The sequence below is a fragment of the Massilia sp. Root351 genome (assembly GCF_001425045.1).
In the GTDB taxonomy this organism is placed as follows: Bacteria; Pseudomonadota; Gammaproteobacteria; order Burkholderiales; family Burkholderiaceae_D; genus Rugamonas.
The window spans coordinates 1-19,938 of the sequence record NZ_LMDJ01000005.1; the positions used below are offsets into that span (position 1 = coordinate 1).

Below are 19,938 nucleotides of genomic sequence, written 5' to 3' on the forward strand. Positions count from 1 at the left end.
CCGGCCGAAGCTGAAATGAACTACTATCGTCAACTATCGAGTCAAGCCATCCCGGCATGACTCAAACCGAGGCGCCTCTCAATATCCCGGTCCGGTTCATGCTGAAAATACAGCACGTCATGGCAATTTGCGGCAAGTCACGCTCTGCAATCTATAAGGAAATCAGGAAAGGACTTTTCCCTCGTCAACTGAAGCTCGCGTCACGCTCGGCAGGCTGGTCGAGAAATGAAATTGAACAGTGGCTCGAGGAGCGCAAGAAGGAACGAGACCAGGCGCCAACACAGCCATACTCCATCGGTCGCGGCAGCGCGCTTTCGGCGCGACAGTCGGCCCCGCGTCCCACACCCGTCCGCGATTCGCGTCCAGGGCGTGGAATGGACGAACGTGGTTGACGTTCGGCGCAAAAACCCACAGCTCGGCGCACGCATGGCAGGCCTTTTGCGTCGGGCAATCTGCAGGCGCCAAGATAGTCGGCCAATCGACGCCTGAACACCAAGCCATAGAGGCATCATCCTCGGCGCGACGCGCTGCAATTGCCTCAATAAGGCCCCGCCCGCTCCCCCTGCACGTCCCCATGACTGTTCGTTGGACGCAACAACTCGACGCCAATCTGCTATTTAAACGTCGTATGTCGAAAGCCGAAAAGCCCCGAATTTTGATTGGCGATTGCGGACTTCGATAAGATATTTTTTTCAGGCAATTTTCGGACTATTCCGTACTTTTTCCGTACCTATTCCCCAAACGCAAGAAAGGCCTGCGAATGTTTTTCGCAAGCCTTTGATTTTTTTCAGAATTCTTGGTGGGAAGTGCAAGTTTCGAACTTGCGACCCCTGCAGTGTGAATGCAGTGCTCTACCCCTGAGCTAACCTCCCGTTGAGTGCGAGCATTATAGCGCACCGATCACGTTTGTAAAAGGGCCAACGCGAAAAATCCTTACGCGGCGGGAACGGCCAGGGCCGCGCGCCAGATGCAGTTGCCTTTCACGGCCTTGTCCAGTCCGTTCAGCGTGTCTTCGTGCGCGGCCAGCTCCTCATCGTCGGCTGCCAGCACGATAACCTCGGCCAGAGGCACCGGCTCCAGCAGCACGCCGCCTTCCTGCACTTCTTCTTCCACGTCCATGCCCAGGCTGTTCTGGCCGCGTGTCATCGACAGGTAGACGTCAGCCAGCAGCTCGGCATCGAGCAGCGCGCCGTGCAGCTTGCGGTGGGCGTTGGAGATGCCGAAGAAGTCGCACAGCGCGTCCAGCGAGTTGCGCTTGCCGGGACGCATTTCCTTGGCCACCGACAGCGTGTCGATCACGCCGTTAATGTGGTCGTCCACCGGCGGCATGTTGAGCATGCGGAACTCGTGGTTCAGGAAGCCCATGTCGAACGGCGCGTTGTGGATGATCAGCTCGGCGCCCTGGATGTAGTCGCGGAACTTGTCGGCGATCTCGAAGAAGCGCGGCTTGTCGCGCAGAAATTCGGTGGTCAGGCCGTGGACGTTCAGCGCCCCCTCTTCCGACTCCCGTTCCGGGTTGATGTAGACGTGAAAGTTGTTCCCCGTCAGCATGCGGTTGACCAGCTCGACGCAGCCGATTTCAATGACGCGGTTGCCGAGCTTGGGGTTGATGCCGGTGGTTTCAGTATCGAGGACGATTTGACGCATGGATTTCTTCAGGAAAGACTAGGAGCAAGCCGGGCAGTATAACAAAGCCCGGCCGGGTGGACCGGGTTTGCGGCGCTTATCTGCGCACCGTTTCCACGCCCTTGTTGGCCAGCTGGTCGGCCCGCTCGTTGCCGGGATGGCCGTTGTGGCCGCGCACCCAGCGCCAGTCCACCTTGTGCACGGCCTGCGCCTGGTCCAGCGCCTGCCACAGGTCGGCGTTCTTCACCGGTTCCTTGGCCGAGGTCATCCAGTTGCGCTTCTTCCAGCCGTGGATCCACTCGCTGATGCCCTTCTGCACATACTGGCTGTCGGTGTGCAGCACCACTTCGCAGGGCCGCTTGAGCGCGTTGAGCGACTCGATCACGGCGCGCAATTCCATGCGGTTGTTGGTCGTATTCAGTTCGCCGCCAAACATTTCCTTCTCGGCGCCGTCGGCGCGCAGCCATGCTCCCCAGCCACCGGTGCCGGGGTTGCCCTTGCATGCGCCGTCGGTAAAAATCTCAACCTTATCCATCCTGCTGTTCCCGCCTTTTGTTCGTTGCCGGCACGCCCGTTGGGGCCGTGGCCGATTTTTTGGTCCATGCCGGACCGATCAGGTGCATGCCTTTGACGCGCTTGACCGCCTGCACCATGTACACCGCGCCGAAATACGGCCACGAGCGCTTCCCCACCTTGTCCATGAAGGCGTAGCGCTGCAGCCATTTATCGGTGCGGCAAGCGGGCGCGTAGCAGCCGAAATGGCTTTGCGTGGCGCCCAGATTCAATAATTTTAACCAGTCTTTCAGGCGCGGCATAGAGATGAATTCTCCGTCACGCGGCAGGAAATGGTTGCCGGTGATGCGCGCGGTCACGTGCCGCAAGCCCCACAAGCTGGCCGGATTGAAGCCGCAGATGATCAGCTGGCCCTCCGGCCGCAGCACGCGCTCCACCTCGCGCAGCACCTGGTGCGGCTCGGCGGCGTATTCCAGCACGTGTGGCAGCACCACCAGATCCAGGCTTTGCGAGGCGAACGGCAGCTCGGCATAGTCAAGCGTGACGGCCACCTGGCGTAGTTCGCTGCCGTTGGCCATGCGCAGCGGGCGCGGACGGGTGTCGGCCAGCCATTTGCGCGGCATGCGGTTGGCCGCCAGCGTGTCGATCTGCGGCATGCCGATCTGCACCGCGTTAAAGCCGAAGATGTCAGCCGTCAGCTCGTCCAGGCGCGCCTGCTCCCAGGCGCGCACGTAGGCGCCCGGCGGCGTTTGCAGCCAGCTGTCCAGCGCTATAATGGATTTTTCGGATGCCGCGCTATCCATGCCGCTCTTTCTCTATGACCTCTGACCGCACGCTTGCCGTCCTCACCGTTCCCGCCTTCAATGACAATTACCTGTGGCTCATCCATGACGGCGTCAACGCCGCCGTGGTCGACCCCGGGGACGCGCAGCCCATCCTGGCCGCGCTGAAGGCCCATGGGCTGACACTTACCGCCATTCTACTCACGCACCACCATGCTGACCACACGGGCGGTGTCCCAACATTATTACAGCATTACGCGGTGCCGGTGTACGGACCTCGCAATGACGGCATCGCCACGGTCACCAGGCCGCTGTCCGAGGACGATACGGTGGACGTACCGGGCCTGGACCTGCAGCTGAGCGTGCTGGAAGTGCCGGGGCACACGCTGGGCCACATCGCCTATGTGCGCACCGGCGATGAACCCTGGCTGTTCTGCGGCGACACGCTGTTTGCCGGCGGCTGCGGCCGCCTGTTCGAGGGCTCGCCGTCGCAGATGGTCGATTCGCTCAATAAGCTGGCCACCCTGCCCGCCGACACCAAGGTGTTCTGCGCCCACGAGTACACGCTGTCCAACCTGCGCTTCGCTAGCGCGGTCGAGCCCGGCAACACCGCGCTGCAGGCACGCGTGGAGGCGGACACGGCCAAACGCGCGCGCGGCGTGCCGACCGTGCCGAGCACCGTGGGCATGGAGCGCAACACCAATCCCTTCCTGCGGTACGCCGAACCGCAGATCGCCGCGCAGCTGGTGGCGGCGGGCAAATTGCAAGGCGGCGAAGCGCCGGTGGCCGTATTCGCGGCCCTGCGGCAATGGAAAAACAGCTTTTAAGCGGGGTTCAATGAAACAGGTGACATGCTATTTCGATCCGATCAGCCCGTTCGCGTGGCTGGCCACCAAGGAAATCGGCCGCATCGAGGCGGCCGGCTGCACGGTCGAATTCGTGCCGGTGCTGTTCGCGGCCATGCTCAATGCGCACGGCAACAAGGGGCCGGCGGAAATCCCCGCCAAGCGCGTGCACACCTTCCGCGATGCGATGCGGCTGGCGGCGGCGAAAGGACTGCGCTTCACCGGGCCGCCGGGCCACCCCTTCAACCCTCTGCCCGCCTTGCGCGTCAGCACCGCGATTGCGGATGCAGCGGCGCGCAAGCGCTTCGTGGTGGCGCTGTATGCGGCCTCCTGGGAGCGCGGGGCGGATGTCTCGGATATGGCAGTGCTGGCCGGGCTGGCCGACGAATGCGGACTGGACGGCAAGGCGCTGGTGCAGGCCGCCGGCACGCCGGAGGTCAAACAAGCGCTGGCGGCGGCCACCGAGCGGGCCATAGGCGCGGGCGTGTTTGGCGTGCCGACCTTTGAGTACGAGGGGGAGTTCTTCTGGGGTGCGGACCGCATCGATTCCTTGCTGTGGCGCCTGGCAGGCAACAGCATCGACGAGGCCGCCTTGCACGCCTTTCTGGAACGGCCTGCACTGGCCCAGCGCAAGCCAACGTGACGCTGGCGGGTGACGCGGGGCGCGCCCCGCTCACCCGCCAACGCACGTCGCTTAAATTTCTTCGTACAGCGGCAGGGTCAGGAACTCGGCGAACGCGGTGGCAGTCGACATTTCTTCGAAGATCTCGGCGGCGCGTTCATAGTTCATGCTGCTGCCGTCCGGGGCCGAGGCTTTTACCTTGGGCAGTTCTTCGGTGATCATGGCGCGCACCATTTCAGCGGTCACCTTGCGGCCGTCTTCCAGCGTACCCTTGGTGGAACGAATCCACTGCCACACTTGCGAACGGCTGATCTCGGCGGTGGCCGCATCTTCCATCAGGTTGTGGATAGGCACGCAACCGTTGCCGCCCAGCCAGCTGCCCAGGTAGTGGATGCCGACGTTGATGTTGTAGCGCAAGCCCGCTTCGGTGATCGGCGCTTCCGGCTGGAAGTTCAGCAGGTCGGCGGCAGTCACTTCCACATCCGGGCGCTGCTTGCTGATCTGGTTGGGCGCATCGCCCAGCACCTTGGTGAACTCGCCCATGGCCAGCTCAACCAGGCCAGGGTGCGCTACCCAGCCGCCGTCGTAGCCGTCGGTCGCGTCGCGCGCCTTGTCGTTGCGCACGCCGCCCATCGCCACTTCGTTCTTTTCCGGATCGTTCTTGATCGGAATCAGCGCGGCCATGCCGCCGATGGCCGGCGCGTTGCGCTTGTGGCAGGTCTTCAACAGCAGCAGCGCGTACGAGCGCATGAACGGCGCGGTCATGGTGACCTTGGCGCGGTCGGCCAGGCAGAAGTCCTTGTCCAGCTTGAACTTCTTGATGCAGGAGAAGATGTAGTCCCAGCGGCCGGCGTTCAGGCCCGAGCTGTGCTCGCGCAGCTCGTACAGGATTTCGTCCATCTCGAAAGCTGCCAGGATGGTTTCAATCAGCACGGTGGCCTTGATGGTGCCCTGCGGCAGGCCCAGTTCGTTTTGGGTCATCACGAAAATGTCGTTCCACAGGCGCGCTTCCAGGTGCGATTCCATCTTCGGCAGGTAGAAGTAGGGGCCGGCGCCGCGCGCCAGCTGCTCTTTCGCGTTGTGGATCATGAACAGCGCGAAGTCGAAGATGCCGCCGGAGATGCGCTTGCCGTCCACCAGCACATGCTTCTCGTCCAGGTGCCAGCCGCGTGGACGCACCACCAGGGTGGCGGTCTTGTCGTTCAGCTTGTACGATTTGCCGTTCTGTTCCAGCGCGATGGTCTTGCGCACGGCGTCCATCATATTGACCTGGCCGCTGATCTGGTTGTCCCAGTTCGGCGTGTTCGAGTCTTCGAAGTCGGTCATGTAGCTGTCGGCGCCCGAGTTCAGCGCGTTGATCACCATCTTGCGCTCCACCGGGCCGGTGATTTCCACGCGGCGGCATTCCAGCGCCTTGGGAATGGGTGCGATGGTCCAGTCGCCGGCGCGGATGTGCGCGGTCTCTTTCAGGAAGTCCGGACGCTCGCCCTCGTCCAGGCGCTTGGCGCGTGCCACGCGGGCGGCCAGCAGCTCCTGGCGGCGCGGTTCAAACGCGCGCGACAGCTTGGCCACCAGGGCCAGCGCATCCGGCGTCAGTACGGTTTCGTAGCCGGGCTTGATGGCGCCGGTAATTTCCATGCCTGCTGGCAGAGTGATGGTGGCTTGCGTCATGAGATCTCCGATGGTGGGTAGTGTGAATCCTCAGTATAGGCGCTGGGCGTCTACATGTTTTTTGCAGTATATTCACTAAATAGTTATGCAAACAAGACTAAAAATCACTTCATCTATGCGTTTTTTGCACAAGTACTAGGAAAACTCTTATGGGTCAGTTCAGACAAATCTCCACTTTCGTCGAGGTGGTAGCCAAGGGCAGCCTCTCGGCCGCAGCCCGCGCGGAAGGCATAGCGCCCGCCGTTATTGGGCGCAGGCTGGATGCGCTGGAACAGCGGCTGGGCGTCAAGCTGCTGCAGCGCACCACCCGCAAATTGGCCTTGACCAACGAGGGTGCGGCTTTCCTGGAGGACTGCCAGCGCATCCTGACCGAGCTGGAAGATGCGGAAGCAGCGGTGGCCGAACGCAGCGCGCGCGCAACAGGCCACCTGCTGGTGTCGGCCCCGGCTGGCTTTGGAAGGCAGCACGTGGCGCCGCTGCTGCCCTCTTTCCTGTCCGAACACCGCGATGTGCGCGCCACGCTGAACCTGAACGACCGCGTGGTGGACATCATCGGCGAAGGGGTGGACGTGGCCATCCGCATCGCCTCGCTGTCCGATTCCAACCTGGTCGGCGTCAAGCTGGCCGACAATCAGCGCGTGCTGGTGGCCACGCCGGCCTACCTGAAACGGCACGGCATGCCGCGCACGCTGGACGACCTGCACAAGCACAACTGCCTGGCCATCAGCAGCGATGGTTCGCAGCGCGGCTGGACCTTCAAGCACGAGGGCAAGATCGTCACGCTGAAAGTGGGCGGGAACATGGGCTGCAACGACGGCGCGGTGCTGCACGACTGGGTGCTGGCGGGGAAAGGCCTGGCCTGGCGGTCGATGTGGGAGGTGGGTGGCGATATCGAGGCGGGCCGCCTGCGCACGGTGCTGGACGAGTACGCCGCGCCGGGCAACGACATCTACGCAGTGTTCGCACAGCGCAACCACCTGCCGCTGAGGATACGGGCCTTCGTAGACTTCCTGCGGCGCACGTACGCGCAGCCGGGCTACTGGCGCAAGGAGAAGGTTGCCGCGTGACCGCATTAGCGGCTTACGCCGCTGCGCTCCCAAGCCGCCATGCACGGAACGTACAGACGAAAAAAAATCCTCGGAAACCGAGGATTTCTTCATCTCGTAAGATTCAGCGTATTACAGTGGCTGAATGTTCGAAGCTTGCTTGCCCTTAGGGCCGGCGGTTACTTCAAACGAAACGCGCTGGTTCTCTTGCAGCGATTTGAAGCCAGCCGATTGGATAGCCGAGAAGTGAGCGAACAGATCTTCGCCGCCTTCGTCAGGGGTAATGAAGCCAAAACCCTTCGAATCATTGAACCATTTTACGATACCAGTTGCCATTACAATTCCTATTTCAGTTAAGTTGGGCTTGCGCCCGTGATATCGTTTGAAGCAAGTAAGAAATGACAGACAAACTGCACTACTCTTGAATCTAACGATCCCGCATTATACCGAATAAAACGAAAAAATCTCGTTTTCACGAAAATAAATGCAAGGATGTGACTTTGGTGGTGTAGCCATCTAGCCAGATCTCCCGAGCACAAATTCGCGCGGCATGTGTGTCACTATAGACAAGATCCGGTGATCGCGCTTGAGGAATATCAAAAGTGCGCAAATAAACTTCGGTTTCAGCCGGCGTAAACCGCTGCTTTCGGGTCCCGCGCTGCCCAGGACAGGTAGCGTTCCACCTGCCCCGCCAGCGCCTCCCATCCATCCACCTCGGCGGGCCGTTTCCCCAGCAACGGCAGGAGTTCCTGCTCGATACGGCGCGCTTCGGCGCCGTAAGCGGCGAAGCCGAAAGTGGCCGCCGAACCGGCCACGCCGTGCAGCAAGGCGTGCAGTTTTTCCAGCGATTCCGCGTCCGAATCGGCGTTGCGGCAATGAGACAAGGCGGCGGAAATCGCTTGCAGCGTAGCGGGTATGCCGGCCGCATACTTGTCGCCGAGCGCACTGAGGCGTGCGCGGAAGTTCGGATCGGCCAGGGTCGCCACGCGCCGCTCCTCTTATTTGGTGCCGAAGATGCGGTCGCCCGCGTCGCCCAGGCCCGGCACGATGTAGGCGTGCTCGTTCAGATGGCTGTCCAGCGCGGCGCAGTAGATCTTCACGCCCGGATGGGCCTTCTGGAACACTTCAATGCCCTCCGGCGCGGCCACCAGGGCCAGGAAGATGATCTGCTCGTCCGTGACGCCGCGCTTTTTCAGCACGTCCACTGCGTGCACCGCCGAATTGCCGGTGGCCACCATCGGATCGCACAGGATGAAGGTGCGCTCGGCCAAGTCAGGCAGGCGCACCAGGTACTCGACCGGCTGGTGGGTATCCGGATCGCGGAACACGCCGATGTGGCCGACGCGGGCCGATGGCACCAGGCTCAGCAGGCCGTCGCTCATACCGATGCCGGCGCGCAGGATAGGCACAATGGCCAGCTTGCGGCCTGCGATGACGGGCGCGTCGATCGTCATCAGCGGGGTCTCGATCACGCGCGTGCCGAGCGGCAGGTCGCGGGTGATCTCGTAGCCCATCAGCAAAGTGATTTCCTTCAGCAGCTCGCGGAAGGTGCGGGTCGAGGTCGCCTTGTCGCGCATGTGGCTCAGCTTGTGCTGAATCAGCGGGTGGTCGGTGATGAACAGGTTGGGGAAGCGCGGATCTTGTTTCATAGGGAACTCATATCTAATCGGTTATAACCCGCATTATCCCAGCCATCCAGGCCCGGTGGAATGGTTTCACTGAAATTATTGTCCCCTCCCCCGGCTTAGCCGGGGGCTGCCAGTTTGGGCGGCAACTTTGCCCGTCTGCTACTCTATAGAGGTGCTTTTCTGACGCTCATCAATCCTTTTTTGCAAAACATGCATAGATGTTGTCGTTTTTCATGTTTTTCAGGCTCCAACAGTGATACATTTCGTTCTGGTTTTGCAACAATAGTTCTGAAAGAGTAGACCGACACGATGCTATCCAGTGCCCCTACAACGCCCGTGCGCTCCAGCCACAACGACATGGACAGCCTTCTCGAGGAGGCTGGCGACGTGGTGTTTCGGCTCGATTTGCAAGGCGAGGTGCTGTTCGCCAGCAAGCACGCGCTGGCGCTGTCCGGCCTGGACAGCCTGCTCGGCACCAGCCTCGCGGCACTGACCAGCGACACCGACCAGCCGGCCCTGAAGGCCTCCCTGGCCGAGCTGCGACAGTCCGGCACTGCCGCCCGCGTCGAAGTGCGCCTCAAAGGCGAGCAATGCGAAGTCTGGTTCGAATTGCGCTTATCGGTTTATGGACGATCGGGCGTAGGCAATGCCGGCGGCATCCTGGTGGTGGGCCGCGACCTGACGGTCCAGCACAGCACCGAAGAACGCCTGCGCCACATGGCGACCCATGACGCCTTGACCGAGCTGCCCAACCGCTTGCTGCTGTCCGACCGCATCCGCATGACGATTGCCCAGGCGCGCCGTTCCGGCCAGGGCTTTTCGGTGGCCACGGTGGGCATCGACGGCTTCAAGAAGGTCAATGACGGCCTCGGCCACCCGGTCGGCGACGCGGTGCTGCGCATGGCCGCCGCGCGCCTGCGCAAGACGCTGCGCGATTCGGACACCCTGGCCCGCGTCGGCGGCGACGAATTCGTGGCGGTGCTGCCCGGCACGGCCAGCGAAGCGCAGATCAAGCTGGTCACCGGCCGCCTGCTGGCGACGCTGCAGGCGCCGTTCGAAATCGACACCCATACCATCTACCTGGGCGCCTCGGTCGGCGTGTCGGTCTATCCGCAGCACGCCGAGGACGAGGTGCGGCTGGTGGCACTGGCGGACGCGGCCATGTCGCGCGCCAAGGAAACCGGCAAGGCGCGCTGCGTGGTCTACAGCCCGCGCCACGGGGGCCCGCCGGAACACGACATTTCGCTGGAAGCGGCCATGTTCCAGGCCGTGCGCGAGGGCGAGTTCATGCTGTATTACCAGCCCATCGTCGACGCCCGCACGCGCGAGATCGAGGGCTTTGAAACGCTGATGCGCTGGAAGCACCCTACCCTGGGCATGGTGCCGCCGGTGCGTTTCATTCCGATAGCCGAAACCAACGGCCTGATCAACCTGCTCGGCGCCTGGGCGCTGAAGGCGGCTTGCGTCCAGCTCAAGCAGTTTGAAGAGGTCGCCAAGCGGCCGCTGTATATTTCTGTTAACATTAGCCCTCGGCAATTCCGCAACGACAAATTCCTTGACGTGCTGGACGACGCGATGGCGTTCTCCGGCCTCCCGGGTGAGCAATTGGTATTAGAAATTACAGAAGGCACCCTGATGATTGATCCGGCCCATGCCGAAACCATCCTGACCCGGATGGCGGAACGCAAGGCGCGCATCGCCATCGACGATTTCGGCACCGGCTATTCCTCGCTGGCCTATCTGAAGCGCTTCCCCATCTCGGTCCTGAAAATCGACCGCGCCTTTATCCGCGACCTGCCCGGCTCGCAGAAGGATGGCGCCATCTGCAACGCCGTGCTGGACCTGGCCAAGCACCTGGACTTGTCGGTGGTGGCCGAAGGCGTGGAAACCGAAGAACAGCTGGCGCACCTGCAGGAACGCGGCTGCCAGTACATCCAGGGCTACCTGACCGGCAAACCGATGGCCGCCCATGTGGCCATGGCGGCGCTGCGCGAGCGCACCTACGCCAACCTGGTGCCGGCCGAGGTGAAACTGGAAAGCCGGGCCGAGGCGAGGCAGGTGCAGGCATGAATTCCGCATTCAACATGGCGCCAAGCCCTGCGCCGAACAGCGCCCCCGGCCTGGCTCCAGGCCTGCAGCCCGCGCTGACACCCGAGCAGGCGCCGCAAGCCGACGGCAGCAAGACACTGTCCCAGCTGTGGGACCGCACCCGCATGCAGGGCGACATGCCCGGCTTTGCCAAGGCCATCTCCTCCATCCTGGGCGCCATGCGCGGCGAGGACGAGAGCGATTTCAACATGACCCAGACCGTGCTGTCGGACCCCGTGCTGACGCAAAAGGTGCTGCGGCTGGCCAATAGCGGCATGTACTCGGCCTTCGGCCAGCACGTCAACACCGTCAGCAAGGCGGTGCTGGTGCTGGGCACCGAAGCCATCGGTCACCTGGCGCTGGGGCTGAAACTGATCGAGGAACTGTCGGTGGCCGGCGCGGGCGCGGGCTCGTCCAGCGCCCACATCGAAATGGAAAAGGCGGTGCTGGCCGGCATGGTGGCGCAGCAAGTGGCCAGCAGCGCCAACAGCCGCCACGCCGAGGAAGCCGTGGTCTGCTCGCTGCTGCACTCGCTTGGCCGCATGATGATTACCTTCTACATGCCGGAGCGCTGGAGCCAGATGCAGGAAATCGCCGGCGTCGACAAGGAAGACCAGGCCGCGCCGCAGGTGCTGGGCCTGACGATGGAGGAAGTGGGCAGCGCCGCCGCCACGCACTGGGGCCTGCCGAAGAATTTGATCAGTGGCATGCGCATCGTGGCGCCGGCCGAACCCGGCGCGGAAGTGAGCCACGCCGACTGGATCGCCGGCCTGTCGACCATGTCGGCCCGCTGCGCCGAATCGCTGTGGCATGACGACGAGGCCGGCGCGCTGGAAGTCAAGCGCATCACCGAGAGCTATTCGGGCATGCTGGGCGTGGCGCCGGAACAGATGGGCGAAGCGATAGAAAAGGCGCGCGAAGCGGCGGTCAACGACCTGTCGATCGCACCGCTGTCCAAGCCGGCCGAACGGCGCGCCAAGGCGCTGGCCAAGACGCGCCAGCGCGCCGCCGGCAACAAGATCCTGCTCAGCGGCCTGGCCGACATGCGCGACCTGGTCGATTCGGCCAGCCCGGGCCAGATGGTGTCCATTGCGCTCGAGACGGTGTACCAGGGCCTGGACTTCTCCCGCGCGGTCGCTTTTGTGCGCAACCGCCGCGAGGGCCGCTACGCCGCCAAGATGTGCTTCGGCGAGGGCGTGAAGGAAAAGCTGGGCGAAATGGTGTTCGACGACGCGTATGAGCCGAACGTGTTCCATGCCGCACTGAACAGCGACCGCGTGATCTTCATCGAGAACGCGCGCGACCCGAAATTCGCCGCCAAGCTGCCGGCCTGGTGGAAAGCCACGCTGTCCGAGGCGCGCAGCTTCGTCATCCTGCCGCTGCTGTCGAACCTGCAGCCGGCCGGCTTCATCTACGGCGACTGGGACGAGTCCTTCCCGCCCATCCAGCTCAGCCAGACCGAGTTCGGCCTGCTGAACGATATGCGCGCGCTGGTGGTCAAGGCGGTCGAGCGGCGCCACCAGCTGGAAGCGGTGGGCAACCGGGTGGGCTAGGCCCGCCCCGCGGTCCAGCGGAACGACAGCGCCGCCGCTCCCGCGGCGCCCGCCGCCAGGGTGGCCGCCACGTAGTAGACCGATTCGGGGCCCAGCCCTTCCCAGCACTGCGACAATCCGAGCCCGCCCAGCGTTCCGCCTACGCCATAGGAAATGCTGATGTAGAGCGCCTGTCCGCGCGCCTGCAAAGGTCCGGCGAACCAGCGCTGCATCGCCAGCACCGACGACGAGTGGTGCAGCGCGAACGTGGCCGCGTGCAGCAGCTGCGCCAGCACCAGCAGCGCCAGCCAGTGCGCGCCCGCCCCTATCATGGCGAACCGCAGCACGGCAACGCCGAAAGCCAGCATCAGCATGGCCTGCGCGCCCCAGCGTTTGAGCAGCGGCGCCTGGAAGTAGAACAACATCACTTCCGCCATCACGCCCAGCGACCACATGGCGCCGATCACGGTCTTGCTGTAGCCGGCGCGCTCCAGATACAGCGAATAGAAGGTGTACAGCGAAGTATGGGCGGACACCATCAGCGCGCTGGAGGCAAAGAAGGCCAGCACCTCGCGCCGGCGCAGCACCGCCAGCAAGGCCGGGCGCGCACCGGCGTGCTGCTGGCGCGGCGCCTCGTGCATGCGGAACGCCGCGCCCACCACGCACGCCAGCAGCGCCCCGGCTGCCCACGGCAAGGCGCGCGTACCCCAGTAGTCGAGCGCGCAGGCGGTCAGCATGGCGGCCACGATGAATCCGACCGAGCCCCACAGGCGGATGCGGCCATAGTAGGTCAAGTCGCCGCGCATCTCGGACAGCATCAACGCCTCGCAGATGGGCCCCTGCGCGCTGGTAAACAGGTTGAGCAGCACCATGGCCGCGAAGAAGTGGGCGAACGTGCTGCCGATAAAGAAGCCGGAGAATGCCGTCAGCGCGGCCAGGCCGGTGAGGCGCAGCACCACCACGCGGCGCTCCGTGTGGTCGGCCACCCAGCCCCACAGGTTGGGCCCGAAAATGCGCAGCACCTGGATCAGCGACATCAGCACGCCGATCTGCGCCACCGTCATGCCCTGGTCGGCGAAGAACAGGCTGGCGTACGTGGAGAAAGTACCCGCGTGCGCGTAGTAAAAGAAGAGGAAGGTACCGAAGCTGAAGAACTGGGTGGGCATGGCGATGGCCTCCCCCGCAGGGCGGGAAAGGCCGGGCTGGAGTGAAGAACCTTACTTGCTGCGCGCGATATCCGGGGTGGCCACGCTGACGTCGCCGCATTGCGCTCGGTGCATCAGTGCGTGGTCCATCAGCACCAGCGCCAGCATGGCTTCGGCGATCGGCGTGGCACGGATGCCCACGCACGGGTCGTGGCGGCCGAAGGTTTCCACCATCACCGGGTTGCCTTCCTTGTCGATCGAGCGGCGCGGCGTGCGGATCGACGAGGTGGGCTTGATGGCGATGGAGACGGTGATGTCCTGGCCGGTCGAGATCCCGCCCAGCACACCGCCGGCGTTGTTGCCGACGAAGCCTTCCGGGGTCAGCTCGTCGCCATGCTCGGAACCCTTCTGCGCCACCGACTTGAAGCCGGCGCCGATCTCCACGCCCTTGACCGCGTTAATGCCCATCATCGCGTAGGCGATATCGGCGTCCAGCTTGTCGTAGATGGGCTGGCCCAGGCCCACCGGCACGTTCTGCGCCACCACGTCGATGCGCGCGCCGATCGAGTCGCCTTCCTTGCGCAGCGCGTCCATCGCGTCTTCCATGCGCGCAATCAGCGCTGCGTCGCCGCTGGCGGCGAAGAAGGGATTGTTCGGTACGTGTTCCCAGGCTTCGAACGGCACCGGGATGTCGCCCAGCTGGCTCATGCAGCCCTTGAACACAGTGCCGTACTGCTGCTGCAGCCATTTCTTGGCCACCGCGGCCGCGCCGACGATGGGCGCCGTCAGGCGCGCCGAGGAGCGGCCGCCGCCGCGCGGATCGCGCACGCCATACTTGTGCCAGTAGGTGTAATCTGCATGGCCGGGGCGGAAGCTTTCCGTGATATTGCCGTAGTCCTTGCTGCGCTGGTCTTCGTTGCGGATCAGCAGTGCGATCGGGGTGCCGGTGGTGACGCCCTGGTACACGCCGGACAGGATTTCGACCCGGTCCGGTTCCTGGCGCTGGGTGACGTGGCGCGACGTGCCGGGCTTGCGGCGGTCCAGCTCGGGCTGGATGTCGGCCTCGCTCAGCGGCAGGCCCGGAGGGCAGCCATCGATGACGCAACCGATCGCAATACCATGCGATTCGCCGAAAGTGCTAACAGAAAACAGCTTGCCAAAGGAATTACCGGACATAGGGAGCAGAGTGAGTAGACTGAGGGAATCTCTCAATTCTACCAGTCCCCCGCGCCGGCCGTGGCAAGCATGCCGAAATAGTACTTATCAGTACTATTAAAATGTCGTTATTGGTGACAGGAAAGCACTGAAATGATCGTTCTGCCTAACAATTCCCTATATACTTGAAATCAAGAACACCGAGATATCTGGAGAAGCGACACATGCCCCCATCGATCACGCCCCTTGACCCAAACAAGGACGATCAGGACGATCTGGTATTCTTGGAGGAACATCCGGCGGAACCGGCAGCGCACGCTTCCCGCGAGGTGTGGCGCGTGATGATCATCGACGACGACGAAGACGTCCATTCCACCACCACGTTTGCGCTCGGCAACCTGGACATGCAGCAGCGTCCGCTGGAGTTCGTCCACGCCTATTCCGCCAGCCAGGCCCGCGAAATGCTCAAGCACGAGCACGACATCGCCGTCATCCTGCTCGACGTGGTGATGGAACAGGACGACGCCGGCCTGCACCTGGTGCGCTACATCCGCGAAACGCTCAAGCTTGCCGACGTGCGCATCATCCTGCGCACCGGCCAGCCCGGCTACGCGCCGGAAATCGACGCCATCCGCGACTACGACATCAACGATTACAAGACCAAGTCCGAGCTGACCCGCATCAAGCTGTTCACCACGGTGACGGCGGCGATCCGCTCCTACGAACAGATCCGCAAGATCAGCAACAGCCGGCGCGGCCTGGACCAGATCGTCCACGCCAGCACCGAGCTGATGTCGCTGCACGGCGTGCACAATTTCGCCGCCGGCGTGCTGGCCCAGATCGCCTCGCTGCTGCGCCAGCCGGCCAACGGTGTGCTGTGCGTACAGGAATGCCCGGACAGCGGCTGCCACGAGCTGATGGCCATGGCCGCCGCCGGCAGCTACGCCAACCTGGATGGGCAGCAGCTGACCGTGCGCAACGAGCCGCGCGTGACCGAAGCCATGGAACGCTCACTGGACGAGCGCCGCAACCACTACGGCAACGGCTGCATCACGCTGTACTTCGCCGGCAAGGCCAGCCGCGCCTTTGTCGCTTTTATGCTGGTGGACCGCCCGGTGACCGAACTGGAAGAGCGGCTGCTGGAAGTCTTTTGCAGCAACGTCGCCGTGGGGCTGGACAACGTCGAGCTGGTGTCGCACCTGCACAACGCGGCCTTTTACGACCAGCTCTCCAAGCTGCCCAACCGCACCCGCCTGGTGGAGATCCTGGACGCCACGCTGGCCGGTCCAGCCAAGCAGGACGCCAGCGTGGCGCTGGTGGACCTGGACCACTTTGCCGAAACCAACGACGCGCTCGGCCACCAGTTCGGCGACCTGCTGCTGCTGGCCGTGGCCGACCGCCTGCAAACCAACCTGGGACAGCAACTGACGGTGGCGCGCATCGGCGGCGACATCTTCTGCGTGCTGGGCGACGCGGCGCAAGTGAATCCGGCCATGATCCTGGCGCTGTTCCAGGTGCCGTTCAGCATAGACGGCCAGGACGTGCAGCTGTCCGCCACGCTGGGCCTGGTACGCCTGGCCGAGCACGACGGCAGCGGCGCCGACGCGCTGAAGGATGCCGACATCGCCCTCAAGCGCGCCAAGACCCAGCAGCGCGCCGGCCACTTCTACTTCTCCCGCAGCATGGGCGTGGAGATCCGCGAACGGGTGCGCATGATGCACGCGCTGCGCACCGCCTTCGGCCAGAACCAGCTGTTCGTGGTGTACCAGCCGCAGATCGATCTGGCCACGCGCCGCCCGGTGGGCTGCGAAGCGCTGCTGCGCTGGCAGACGCCGGACGGCAAGTTCATCTCGCCGGACCGCTTCATTCCGATTGCCGAGTACTCCGGCCTGATCATCGACCTGGGCGAATGGGTAATGCGCACCGCCTGCCGCGAACTGGTGACGCTGCGCGCGGCCGGCCACGACAACTTCACCATGTCGATCAACGTCTCGCAGGTGCAGTTCCGCCACCCCTACTTCCTCGAGATGCTGCGCCGAGCGCTGGCCGACACCGGGGCGCCGCCGGAATTCGTGGAGCTGGAGATCACCGAATCGATGGCGATGGAAGAGCCGGACCTGCTGATCAAGATGCTGGGCCAGATCAAGCAAACCGGCGTCAGCATCGCAATCGACGATTTCGGCACCGGTTTCTCCTCGCTGTCCTACTTGCAGCGGCTGCAAATCGACCGCCTGAAGATAGACCGCGCCTTCGTCACCGAGATCACCGGTTCGGCGCGTGGCAGCAGCATCGCCGAGATGGTGATCCAGCTGGGCCGCAACCTGGGCCTGGCAGTGATTGCGGAAGGGGTGGAGGACGAGCGGCAGGCGCAGATCCTGCAATCGCTGGGCTGCCCGCTGGCGCAAGGCTTCCTGTTTGCCCGCCCAATGACGGCGGAGGCCCTGAACGGGTGGCTCAACAACGACGCCCTCGAAGGCGTGGCTTGAATAAAAAAACGCTATCCGATGGATAGCGTTCTTCGTTGTGGCCGCCGGATTCAGTCGGCCGGCTGTTCTTCCTCTGCCGGCCAGTCGCGGATATACGCCTTGAGCATGCGGTTCTCGAAGCTCTGCGCTTCCAGCACCGCGCGCGCCACGTCGTAGAACGAGATCACGCCCAGCAGGGTTTTCGCGTTCATCACCGGCAGATAGCGCGCATGCTTTTCCAGCATGATGCGGCGCACTTCGTTGACTTCCGTGTCCGGTGTCACCGTGATCGGGTGGTCTTCCATGTGCTTGCGCACCGTGCCGCCACCGACCGAGCCGTCGTTCTCGTGCAGCGCCTTCAGCACTTCGCGGAAGGTCAGCATGCCGACCAGGTCGCCGAACTCCATCACCACCAGCGAGCCGATGTCTTTCTCGGCCATGGTTTTCGCCGCTTCAGACAAGGGCTGGTCGGGCTTGATGGTATAGAGGATGTTGCCTTTAACTTGAAGAATTTCGGAGACTTTCATTTTGGGCCGTCCTGTCCGTGTGAATGGGATTTGTAGTTATTGTAAGCCTTACTGCGAATGTAGCGTATGCCCGGAGAAAAATCCAGTGTTGCGCAATATCAAATATTGCATGTTGTGCGCGTCTGGTGTGCGCGGTACGATCTTGCCACCTCAATAACCCAAAACGAGACATCCATGAGCGGTCCCCACTACCCTGGCTTCGATACGCTTGCCCTTCACGCAGGCGCCGCGCCCGACCCGGCCACCGGCGCACGCGCGACGCCGATCCATTTCACCTCGTCCTTTGCCTTCCGCGATTCCGACCATGCCGCCGCGCTGTTCAACATGGAGCGCGCGGGCCACGTCTACTCCCGCATCTCCAACCCCACCAACGCCGTGCTGGAAGAACGCATCGCGGCGCTGGAGGGCGGCGTGGCGGGCATCGCCACCGCCAGCGGCCAGGCCGCCATGCACCTCGGCCTGGCCACCATCGCCGGCGCCGGTTCGCACATCGTGGCCTCGCGCGCGCTGTACGGCGGCTCGCACAACCTGCTGGGCTACACGCTCAAGCGCTTCGGCATCGAGACCAGCTTCGTCGATCCGCGCGACCTCGACGCCTGGCGCGCCGCCATCCGGCCCGCAACCAAAGTGCTGTTCGCCGAAACGCTGGGCAATCCGGGGCTGGATGTGCTGAACGTGCCGGCCGTGGCGGCGCTGGCACACGAGCATTGCCTGCCGCTGATGCTGGACTCCACCTTCACCACGCCGTATCTGTTGAAACCCTTCGACCACGGCGCCGACCTGGTGTTCCATTCGGCCACCAAGTTCCTGTGCGGGCATGGCACTGCCATCGGCGGCCTGCTGGTGGACGGCGGCACTTTCGACTGGCAAGCCGCCTATGACAAGACCGGCCGGTTCGCCGAGCTGTGCGAGCCGTACGAGGGCTTCCACGGCATGGTGTTCGCCGAGGAATCCACCGTGGCGCCGTTCGCGCTGCGGGCCCGGCGCGAGGGCCTGCGCGACTTCGGCGCCGTCATGAGCCCGCACAACGCCTTTGCCGTGCTGCAGGGCATAGAGACGCTGGGCATGCGCATGGAACGGCACGTGGCCAATACACGCAAGGTGGTCCAGTTCCTGCTATCGAATCCGGCGGTGGAGTCGGTGTCCTATCCCGAGCTGGAATCCCACCCGGACTACGAATTGGCCAAGACGCTGCTGCCGAAGGGCTGCGGCGCCGTATTCTCATTTACCATCAAGGGCGACCGCGCGGCAGGACGGCGCTTTGTCGACAGCCTGAAGGTGTTCTCGCACCTGGCCAACGTCGGCGACGCCAAGTCGCTGGTCATCCACCCGGCTTCCACCACGCATTTCCGCGTGCCGGCCGAGCAACTGGCCGCATCGGGCATCGCCGAAGGCACCATGCGCCTGTCGGTGGGCCTGGAGGACGTGGACGACCTGATCGAAGACCTGGCGCGCGGCCTCAAGCTGTCGCAGAAAGGAGGCTGAGATGCTGCTTCAAATCGATGGCGCGGCAGCCTACTGCTACACCGGAGGCAAAACCTTCGACGCGGCCCTGCCCGCCGTGGTCTTCATCCACGGCGCGCAGAACGACCATTCGGTATGGGCGCTGCAGAGCCGCTACCTGGCGCACCACGGCTACGGCGTGCTGGCGGTGGACCTGCCCGGCCATGGCCGCAGCAAGGGTGCGGCCAAGCGCAGCGTGGAGGAGATGGCCGACTGGCTGCTGGCGGTGCTGGACGCGGCCGGCGCGGCGCAGGCCGCGCTGGTGGGACACAGCATGGGGTCGCTGATCGCGCTGGAGCTGGCGCACCGCGCGCCGCAGCGCGTCGCCAAGCTGGCCATGCTGGGGACGGCCTACCCGATGAAGGTATCGGACGCGCTGCTGGATACTTCGCGCGACAACGAGCAGGCCGCCATCGACATGGTGAACATCTACTCGCATTCGAGCATGGCGCAAAAGCCCTCCTGCCCCGGCCCCGGCTTTTCGGTGATGGGCGGCGCGCGCCGACTGATGCAGCGCATGTCGGCACTGAACCCCGAGCAGCTGTTCTACACGGACTTTTACGCCTGCAACGCCTACGCCAACGGCGAACCGGCGGCGCAGGCGGTGCGCTGCCCTGCCCTGTTCATCTTCGGCGGCAAGGACGTGATGACGCCGCCGAAATCCGCCAGGCTGCTCACCGCCGCCATCCCGCATGGCCAGGTGGTGCAGGTTGACGCGGGCCACTCGCTAATGTCCGAGCAGCCCGACGCGGTACTCGATGCGCTGGCGGCATTCCTGCGCCAGTAGCAA

General features: G+C 63.8%; 19 protein-coding genes and 1 tRNA gene. 9 read left to right on the forward strand and 11 right to left on the reverse strand.

Going from position 1 to position 19,938, the window contains the following annotated elements:
* Nucleotides 1-98 precede the first annotated feature (98 nt).
* Entirely contained in the window at nt 99-392 is a 294-nt protein-coding gene (locus ASD15_RS31625; RefSeq protein WP_267877826.1) for an AlpA family transcriptional regulator, read from the forward strand.
* Nucleotides 393-797: 405 nt separating this feature from the next.
* Here ASD15_RS31625 and ASD15_RS09300 read toward each other — a convergent pair.
* The 4 genes from ASD15_RS09300 to ASD15_RS09315 all read right to left on the reverse strand — a co-directional run bounded on the left by ASD15_RS09300 (nt 798) and on the right by ASD15_RS09315 (nt 2,942).
* Nucleotides 798-872 (reverse strand) — tRNA-Val (locus ASD15_RS09300).
* 61 nt (nt 873-933) lie between these two features.
* Nucleotides 934-1,647, reverse strand: a complete 714-nt coding sequence (dnaQ, locus tag ASD15_RS09305; protein WP_057154574.1) for a DNA polymerase III subunit epsilon — start codon at nt 1,645-1,647, stop codon at nt 934-936.
* A 76-nt stretch (nt 1,648-1,723) separates the two neighbouring features.
* Nucleotides 1,724-2,161 carry a ribonuclease HI gene (rnhA, locus tag ASD15_RS09310; RefSeq protein ID WP_057154575.1) on the reverse strand — a complete coding sequence of 146 codons (438 nt, stop codon included), beginning with the start codon at nt 2,159-2,161 and terminating at the stop codon, nt 1,724-1,726.
* The gene (locus tag ASD15_RS09315) at nt 2,154-2,942 is read right to left on the reverse strand and encodes a class I SAM-dependent methyltransferase (protein ID WP_057154576.1); all 789 of its coding nucleotides are present in this window, start codon (nt 2,940-2,942) and stop codon (nt 2,154-2,156) included. The genes rnhA and ASD15_RS09315 overlap by 8 nt, the downstream gene beginning before the upstream one ends.
* Nucleotides 2,943-2,956: 14 nt before the next feature.
* Between ASD15_RS09315 and gloB the strand changes: the two genes are divergently transcribed.
* Both gloB and ASD15_RS09325 read left to right on the forward strand, forming a co-directional pair.
* The gene (gene gloB / locus ASD15_RS09320; RefSeq protein WP_057154577.1) at nt 2,957-3,748 is read left to right on the forward strand and encodes a hydroxyacylglutathione hydrolase; all 792 of its coding nucleotides are present in this window, start codon (nt 2,957-2,959) and stop codon (nt 3,746-3,748) included.
* A gap of 10 nt (nt 3,749-3,758) precedes the next feature.
* A complete protein-coding gene (locus tag ASD15_RS09325; protein ID WP_057154578.1) occupies nt 3,759-4,409 on the forward strand; it encodes a 2-hydroxychromene-2-carboxylate isomerase in 651 nt (216 codons plus the stop codon).
* Nucleotides 4,410-4,460: 51 nt separating this feature from the next.
* Here the strand turns inward: ASD15_RS09325 and aceB are convergent, their stop codons facing one another.
* The gene (gene aceB / locus ASD15_RS09330) at nt 4,461-6,059 is read right to left on the reverse strand and encodes a malate synthase A (protein ID WP_057154579.1); all 1,599 of its coding nucleotides are present in this window, start codon (nt 6,057-6,059) and stop codon (nt 4,461-4,463) included.
* Nucleotides 6,060-6,208: 149 nt separating this feature from the next.
* Between aceB and ASD15_RS09335 the strand changes: the two genes are divergently transcribed.
* Nucleotides 6,209-7,126: a LysR family transcriptional regulator gene (locus ASD15_RS09335; RefSeq protein WP_057154580.1), complete on the forward strand. Its 918-nt coding sequence runs from the start codon at nt 6,209-6,211 to the stop codon at nt 7,124-7,126.
* Between the two features lie 111 nt (nt 7,127-7,237).
* On the opposite strand, the gene ASD15_RS09340 is transcribed toward ASD15_RS09335, so the two are convergent.
* The 3 genes from ASD15_RS09340 to upp form a co-directional block, all read right to left on the reverse strand.
* Nucleotides 7,238-7,441, reverse strand: a complete 204-nt coding sequence (locus ASD15_RS09340) for a cold-shock protein (RefSeq protein ID WP_008448165.1) — start codon at nt 7,439-7,441, stop codon at nt 7,238-7,240.
* A 287-nt stretch (nt 7,442-7,728) separates the two neighbouring features.
* Complete coding sequence (locus ASD15_RS09345) at nt 7,729-8,091, reverse strand: Hpt domain-containing protein (protein WP_057154581.1); 363 nt, start codon at nt 8,089-8,091, stop codon at nt 7,729-7,731.
* Nucleotides 8,092-8,103: 12 nt separating this feature from the next.
* Nucleotides 8,104-8,754 carry a uracil phosphoribosyltransferase gene (upp, locus tag ASD15_RS09350; protein WP_057154582.1) on the reverse strand — a complete coding sequence of 217 codons (651 nt, stop codon included), beginning with the start codon at nt 8,752-8,754 and terminating at the stop codon, nt 8,104-8,106.
* A gap of 336 nt (nt 8,755-9,090) precedes the next feature.
* Here upp and ASD15_RS09355 point away from each other — a divergent pair, with 336 nt between their 5' ends.
* Both ASD15_RS09355 and ASD15_RS09360 read left to right on the forward strand, forming a co-directional pair.
* Nucleotides 9,091-10,803, forward strand: coding sequence for a bifunctional diguanylate cyclase/phosphodiesterase (locus tag ASD15_RS09355; RefSeq protein ID WP_229418129.1), 1,713 nt, complete (start codon nt 9,091-9,093; stop codon nt 10,801-10,803).
* A gap of 143 nt (nt 10,804-10,946) precedes the next feature.
* Nucleotides 10,947-12,374 carry an HDOD domain-containing protein gene (locus tag ASD15_RS09360; RefSeq protein ID WP_373888169.1) on the forward strand — a complete coding sequence of 476 codons (1,428 nt, stop codon included), beginning with the start codon at nt 10,947-10,949 and terminating at the stop codon, nt 12,372-12,374.
* Here ASD15_RS09360 and ASD15_RS09365 read toward each other — a convergent pair.
* Together ASD15_RS09365 and aroC are read right to left on the reverse strand one after the other, a co-directional pair.
* A complete protein-coding gene (locus tag ASD15_RS09365; RefSeq protein WP_057154584.1) occupies nt 12,371-13,519 on the reverse strand; it encodes an MFS transporter in 1,149 nt (382 codons plus the stop codon). The genes ASD15_RS09360 and ASD15_RS09365 overlap by 4 nt on opposite strands.
* Before the next feature lie 51 nt (nt 13,520-13,570).
* On the reverse strand, nt 13,571-14,674 hold the full coding sequence (gene aroC, locus ASD15_RS09370; RefSeq protein ID WP_057154585.1) for a chorismate synthase: 1,104 nt from the start codon (nt 14,672-14,674) through the stop codon (nt 13,571-13,573).
* Nucleotides 14,675-14,877: 203 nt separating this feature from the next.
* On the opposite strand from aroC, the gene ASD15_RS09375 reads away from it, so the two are divergent.
* The gene (locus ASD15_RS09375) at nt 14,878-17,139 is read left to right on the forward strand and encodes an EAL domain-containing protein (protein WP_057154586.1); all 2,262 of its coding nucleotides are present in this window, start codon (nt 14,878-14,880) and stop codon (nt 17,137-17,139) included.
* Between the two features lie 50 nt (nt 17,140-17,189).
* Here ASD15_RS09375 and ASD15_RS09380 read toward each other — a convergent pair whose 3' ends face one another.
* Complete coding sequence (locus ASD15_RS09380) at nt 17,190-17,645, reverse strand: CBS domain-containing protein (RefSeq protein WP_056389356.1); 456 nt, start codon at nt 17,643-17,645, stop codon at nt 17,190-17,192.
* 174 nt (nt 17,646-17,819) lie between these two features.
* On the opposite strand from ASD15_RS09380, the gene ASD15_RS09385 reads away from it, so the two are divergent.
* The gene (locus tag ASD15_RS09385) at nt 17,820-19,130 is read left to right on the forward strand and encodes an O-acetylhomoserine aminocarboxypropyltransferase (protein ID WP_057154587.1); all 1,311 of its coding nucleotides are present in this window, start codon (nt 17,820-17,822) and stop codon (nt 19,128-19,130) included.
* 1 nt (nt 19,131) lies between these two features.
* The gene (locus ASD15_RS09390; protein ID WP_057154588.1) at nt 19,132-19,935 is read left to right on the forward strand and encodes an alpha/beta fold hydrolase; all 804 of its coding nucleotides are present in this window, start codon (nt 19,132-19,134) and stop codon (nt 19,933-19,935) included.
* Nucleotides 19,936-19,938: the final 3 nt, after the last annotated feature.

Excerpts from the sequence above, each read along its gene's own strand:
- ASD15_RS31625 (WP_267877826.1), top strand. The coding sequence starts at position 99 with ATGCTGAAAATACAGCACGTCATGGCAATTTGCGGCAAGTCACGCTCT.
- dnaQ (WP_057154574.1), bottom strand. The coding sequence starts at position 1,647 with ATGCGTCAAATCGTCCTCGATACTGAAACCACCGGCATCAACCCCAAG.
- rnhA (WP_057154575.1), bottom strand. The coding sequence starts at position 2,161 with ATGGATAAGGTTGAGATTTTTACCGACGGCGCATGCAAGGGCAACCCC.
- ASD15_RS09315 (WP_057154576.1), bottom strand. The coding sequence starts at position 2,942 with ATGGATAGCGCGGCATCCGAAAAATCCATTATAGCGCTGGACAGCTGG.
- gloB (WP_057154577.1), top strand. The coding sequence starts at position 2,957 with ATGACCTCTGACCGCACGCTTGCCGTCCTCACCGTTCCCGCCTTCAAT.
- ASD15_RS09325 (WP_057154578.1), top strand. The coding sequence starts at position 3,759 with ATGAAACAGGTGACATGCTATTTCGATCCGATCAGCCCGTTCGCGTGG.
- aceB (WP_057154579.1), bottom strand. The coding sequence starts at position 6,059 with ATGACGCAAGCCACCATCACTCTGCCAGCAGGCATGGAAATTACCGGC.
- ASD15_RS09335 (WP_057154580.1), top strand. The coding sequence starts at position 6,209 with ATGGGTCAGTTCAGACAAATCTCCACTTTCGTCGAGGTGGTAGCCAAG.
- ASD15_RS09340 (WP_008448165.1), bottom strand. The coding sequence starts at position 7,441 with ATGGCAACTGGTATCGTAAAATGGTTCAATGATTCGAAGGGTTTTGGC.
- upp (WP_057154582.1), bottom strand. The coding sequence starts at position 8,754 with ATGAAACAAGATCCGCGCTTCCCCAACCTGTTCATCACCGACCACCCG.
- ASD15_RS09355 (WP_229418129.1), top strand. The coding sequence starts at position 9,091 with ATGGACAGCCTTCTCGAGGAGGCTGGCGACGTGGTGTTTCGGCTCGAT.
- ASD15_RS09360 (WP_373888169.1), top strand. The coding sequence starts at position 10,947 with ATGCAGGGCGACATGCCCGGCTTTGCCAAGGCCATCTCCTCCATCCTG.
- ASD15_RS09365 (WP_057154584.1), bottom strand. The coding sequence starts at position 13,519 with ATGCCCACCCAGTTCTTCAGCTTCGGTACCTTCCTCTTCTTTTACTAC.
- aroC (WP_057154585.1), bottom strand. The coding sequence starts at position 14,674 with ATGTCCGGTAATTCCTTTGGCAAGCTGTTTTCTGTTAGCACTTTCGGC.
- ASD15_RS09375 (WP_057154586.1), top strand. The coding sequence starts at position 14,878 with ATGCCCCCATCGATCACGCCCCTTGACCCAAACAAGGACGATCAGGAC.
- ASD15_RS09380 (WP_056389356.1), bottom strand. The coding sequence starts at position 17,645 with ATGAAAGTCTCCGAAATTCTTCAAGTTAAAGGCAACATCCTCTATACC.
- ASD15_RS09385 (WP_057154587.1), top strand. The coding sequence starts at position 17,820 with ATGAGCGGTCCCCACTACCCTGGCTTCGATACGCTTGCCCTTCACGCA.
- ASD15_RS09390 (WP_057154588.1), top strand. The coding sequence starts at position 19,132 with ATGCTGCTTCAAATCGATGGCGCGGCAGCCTACTGCTACACCGGAGGC.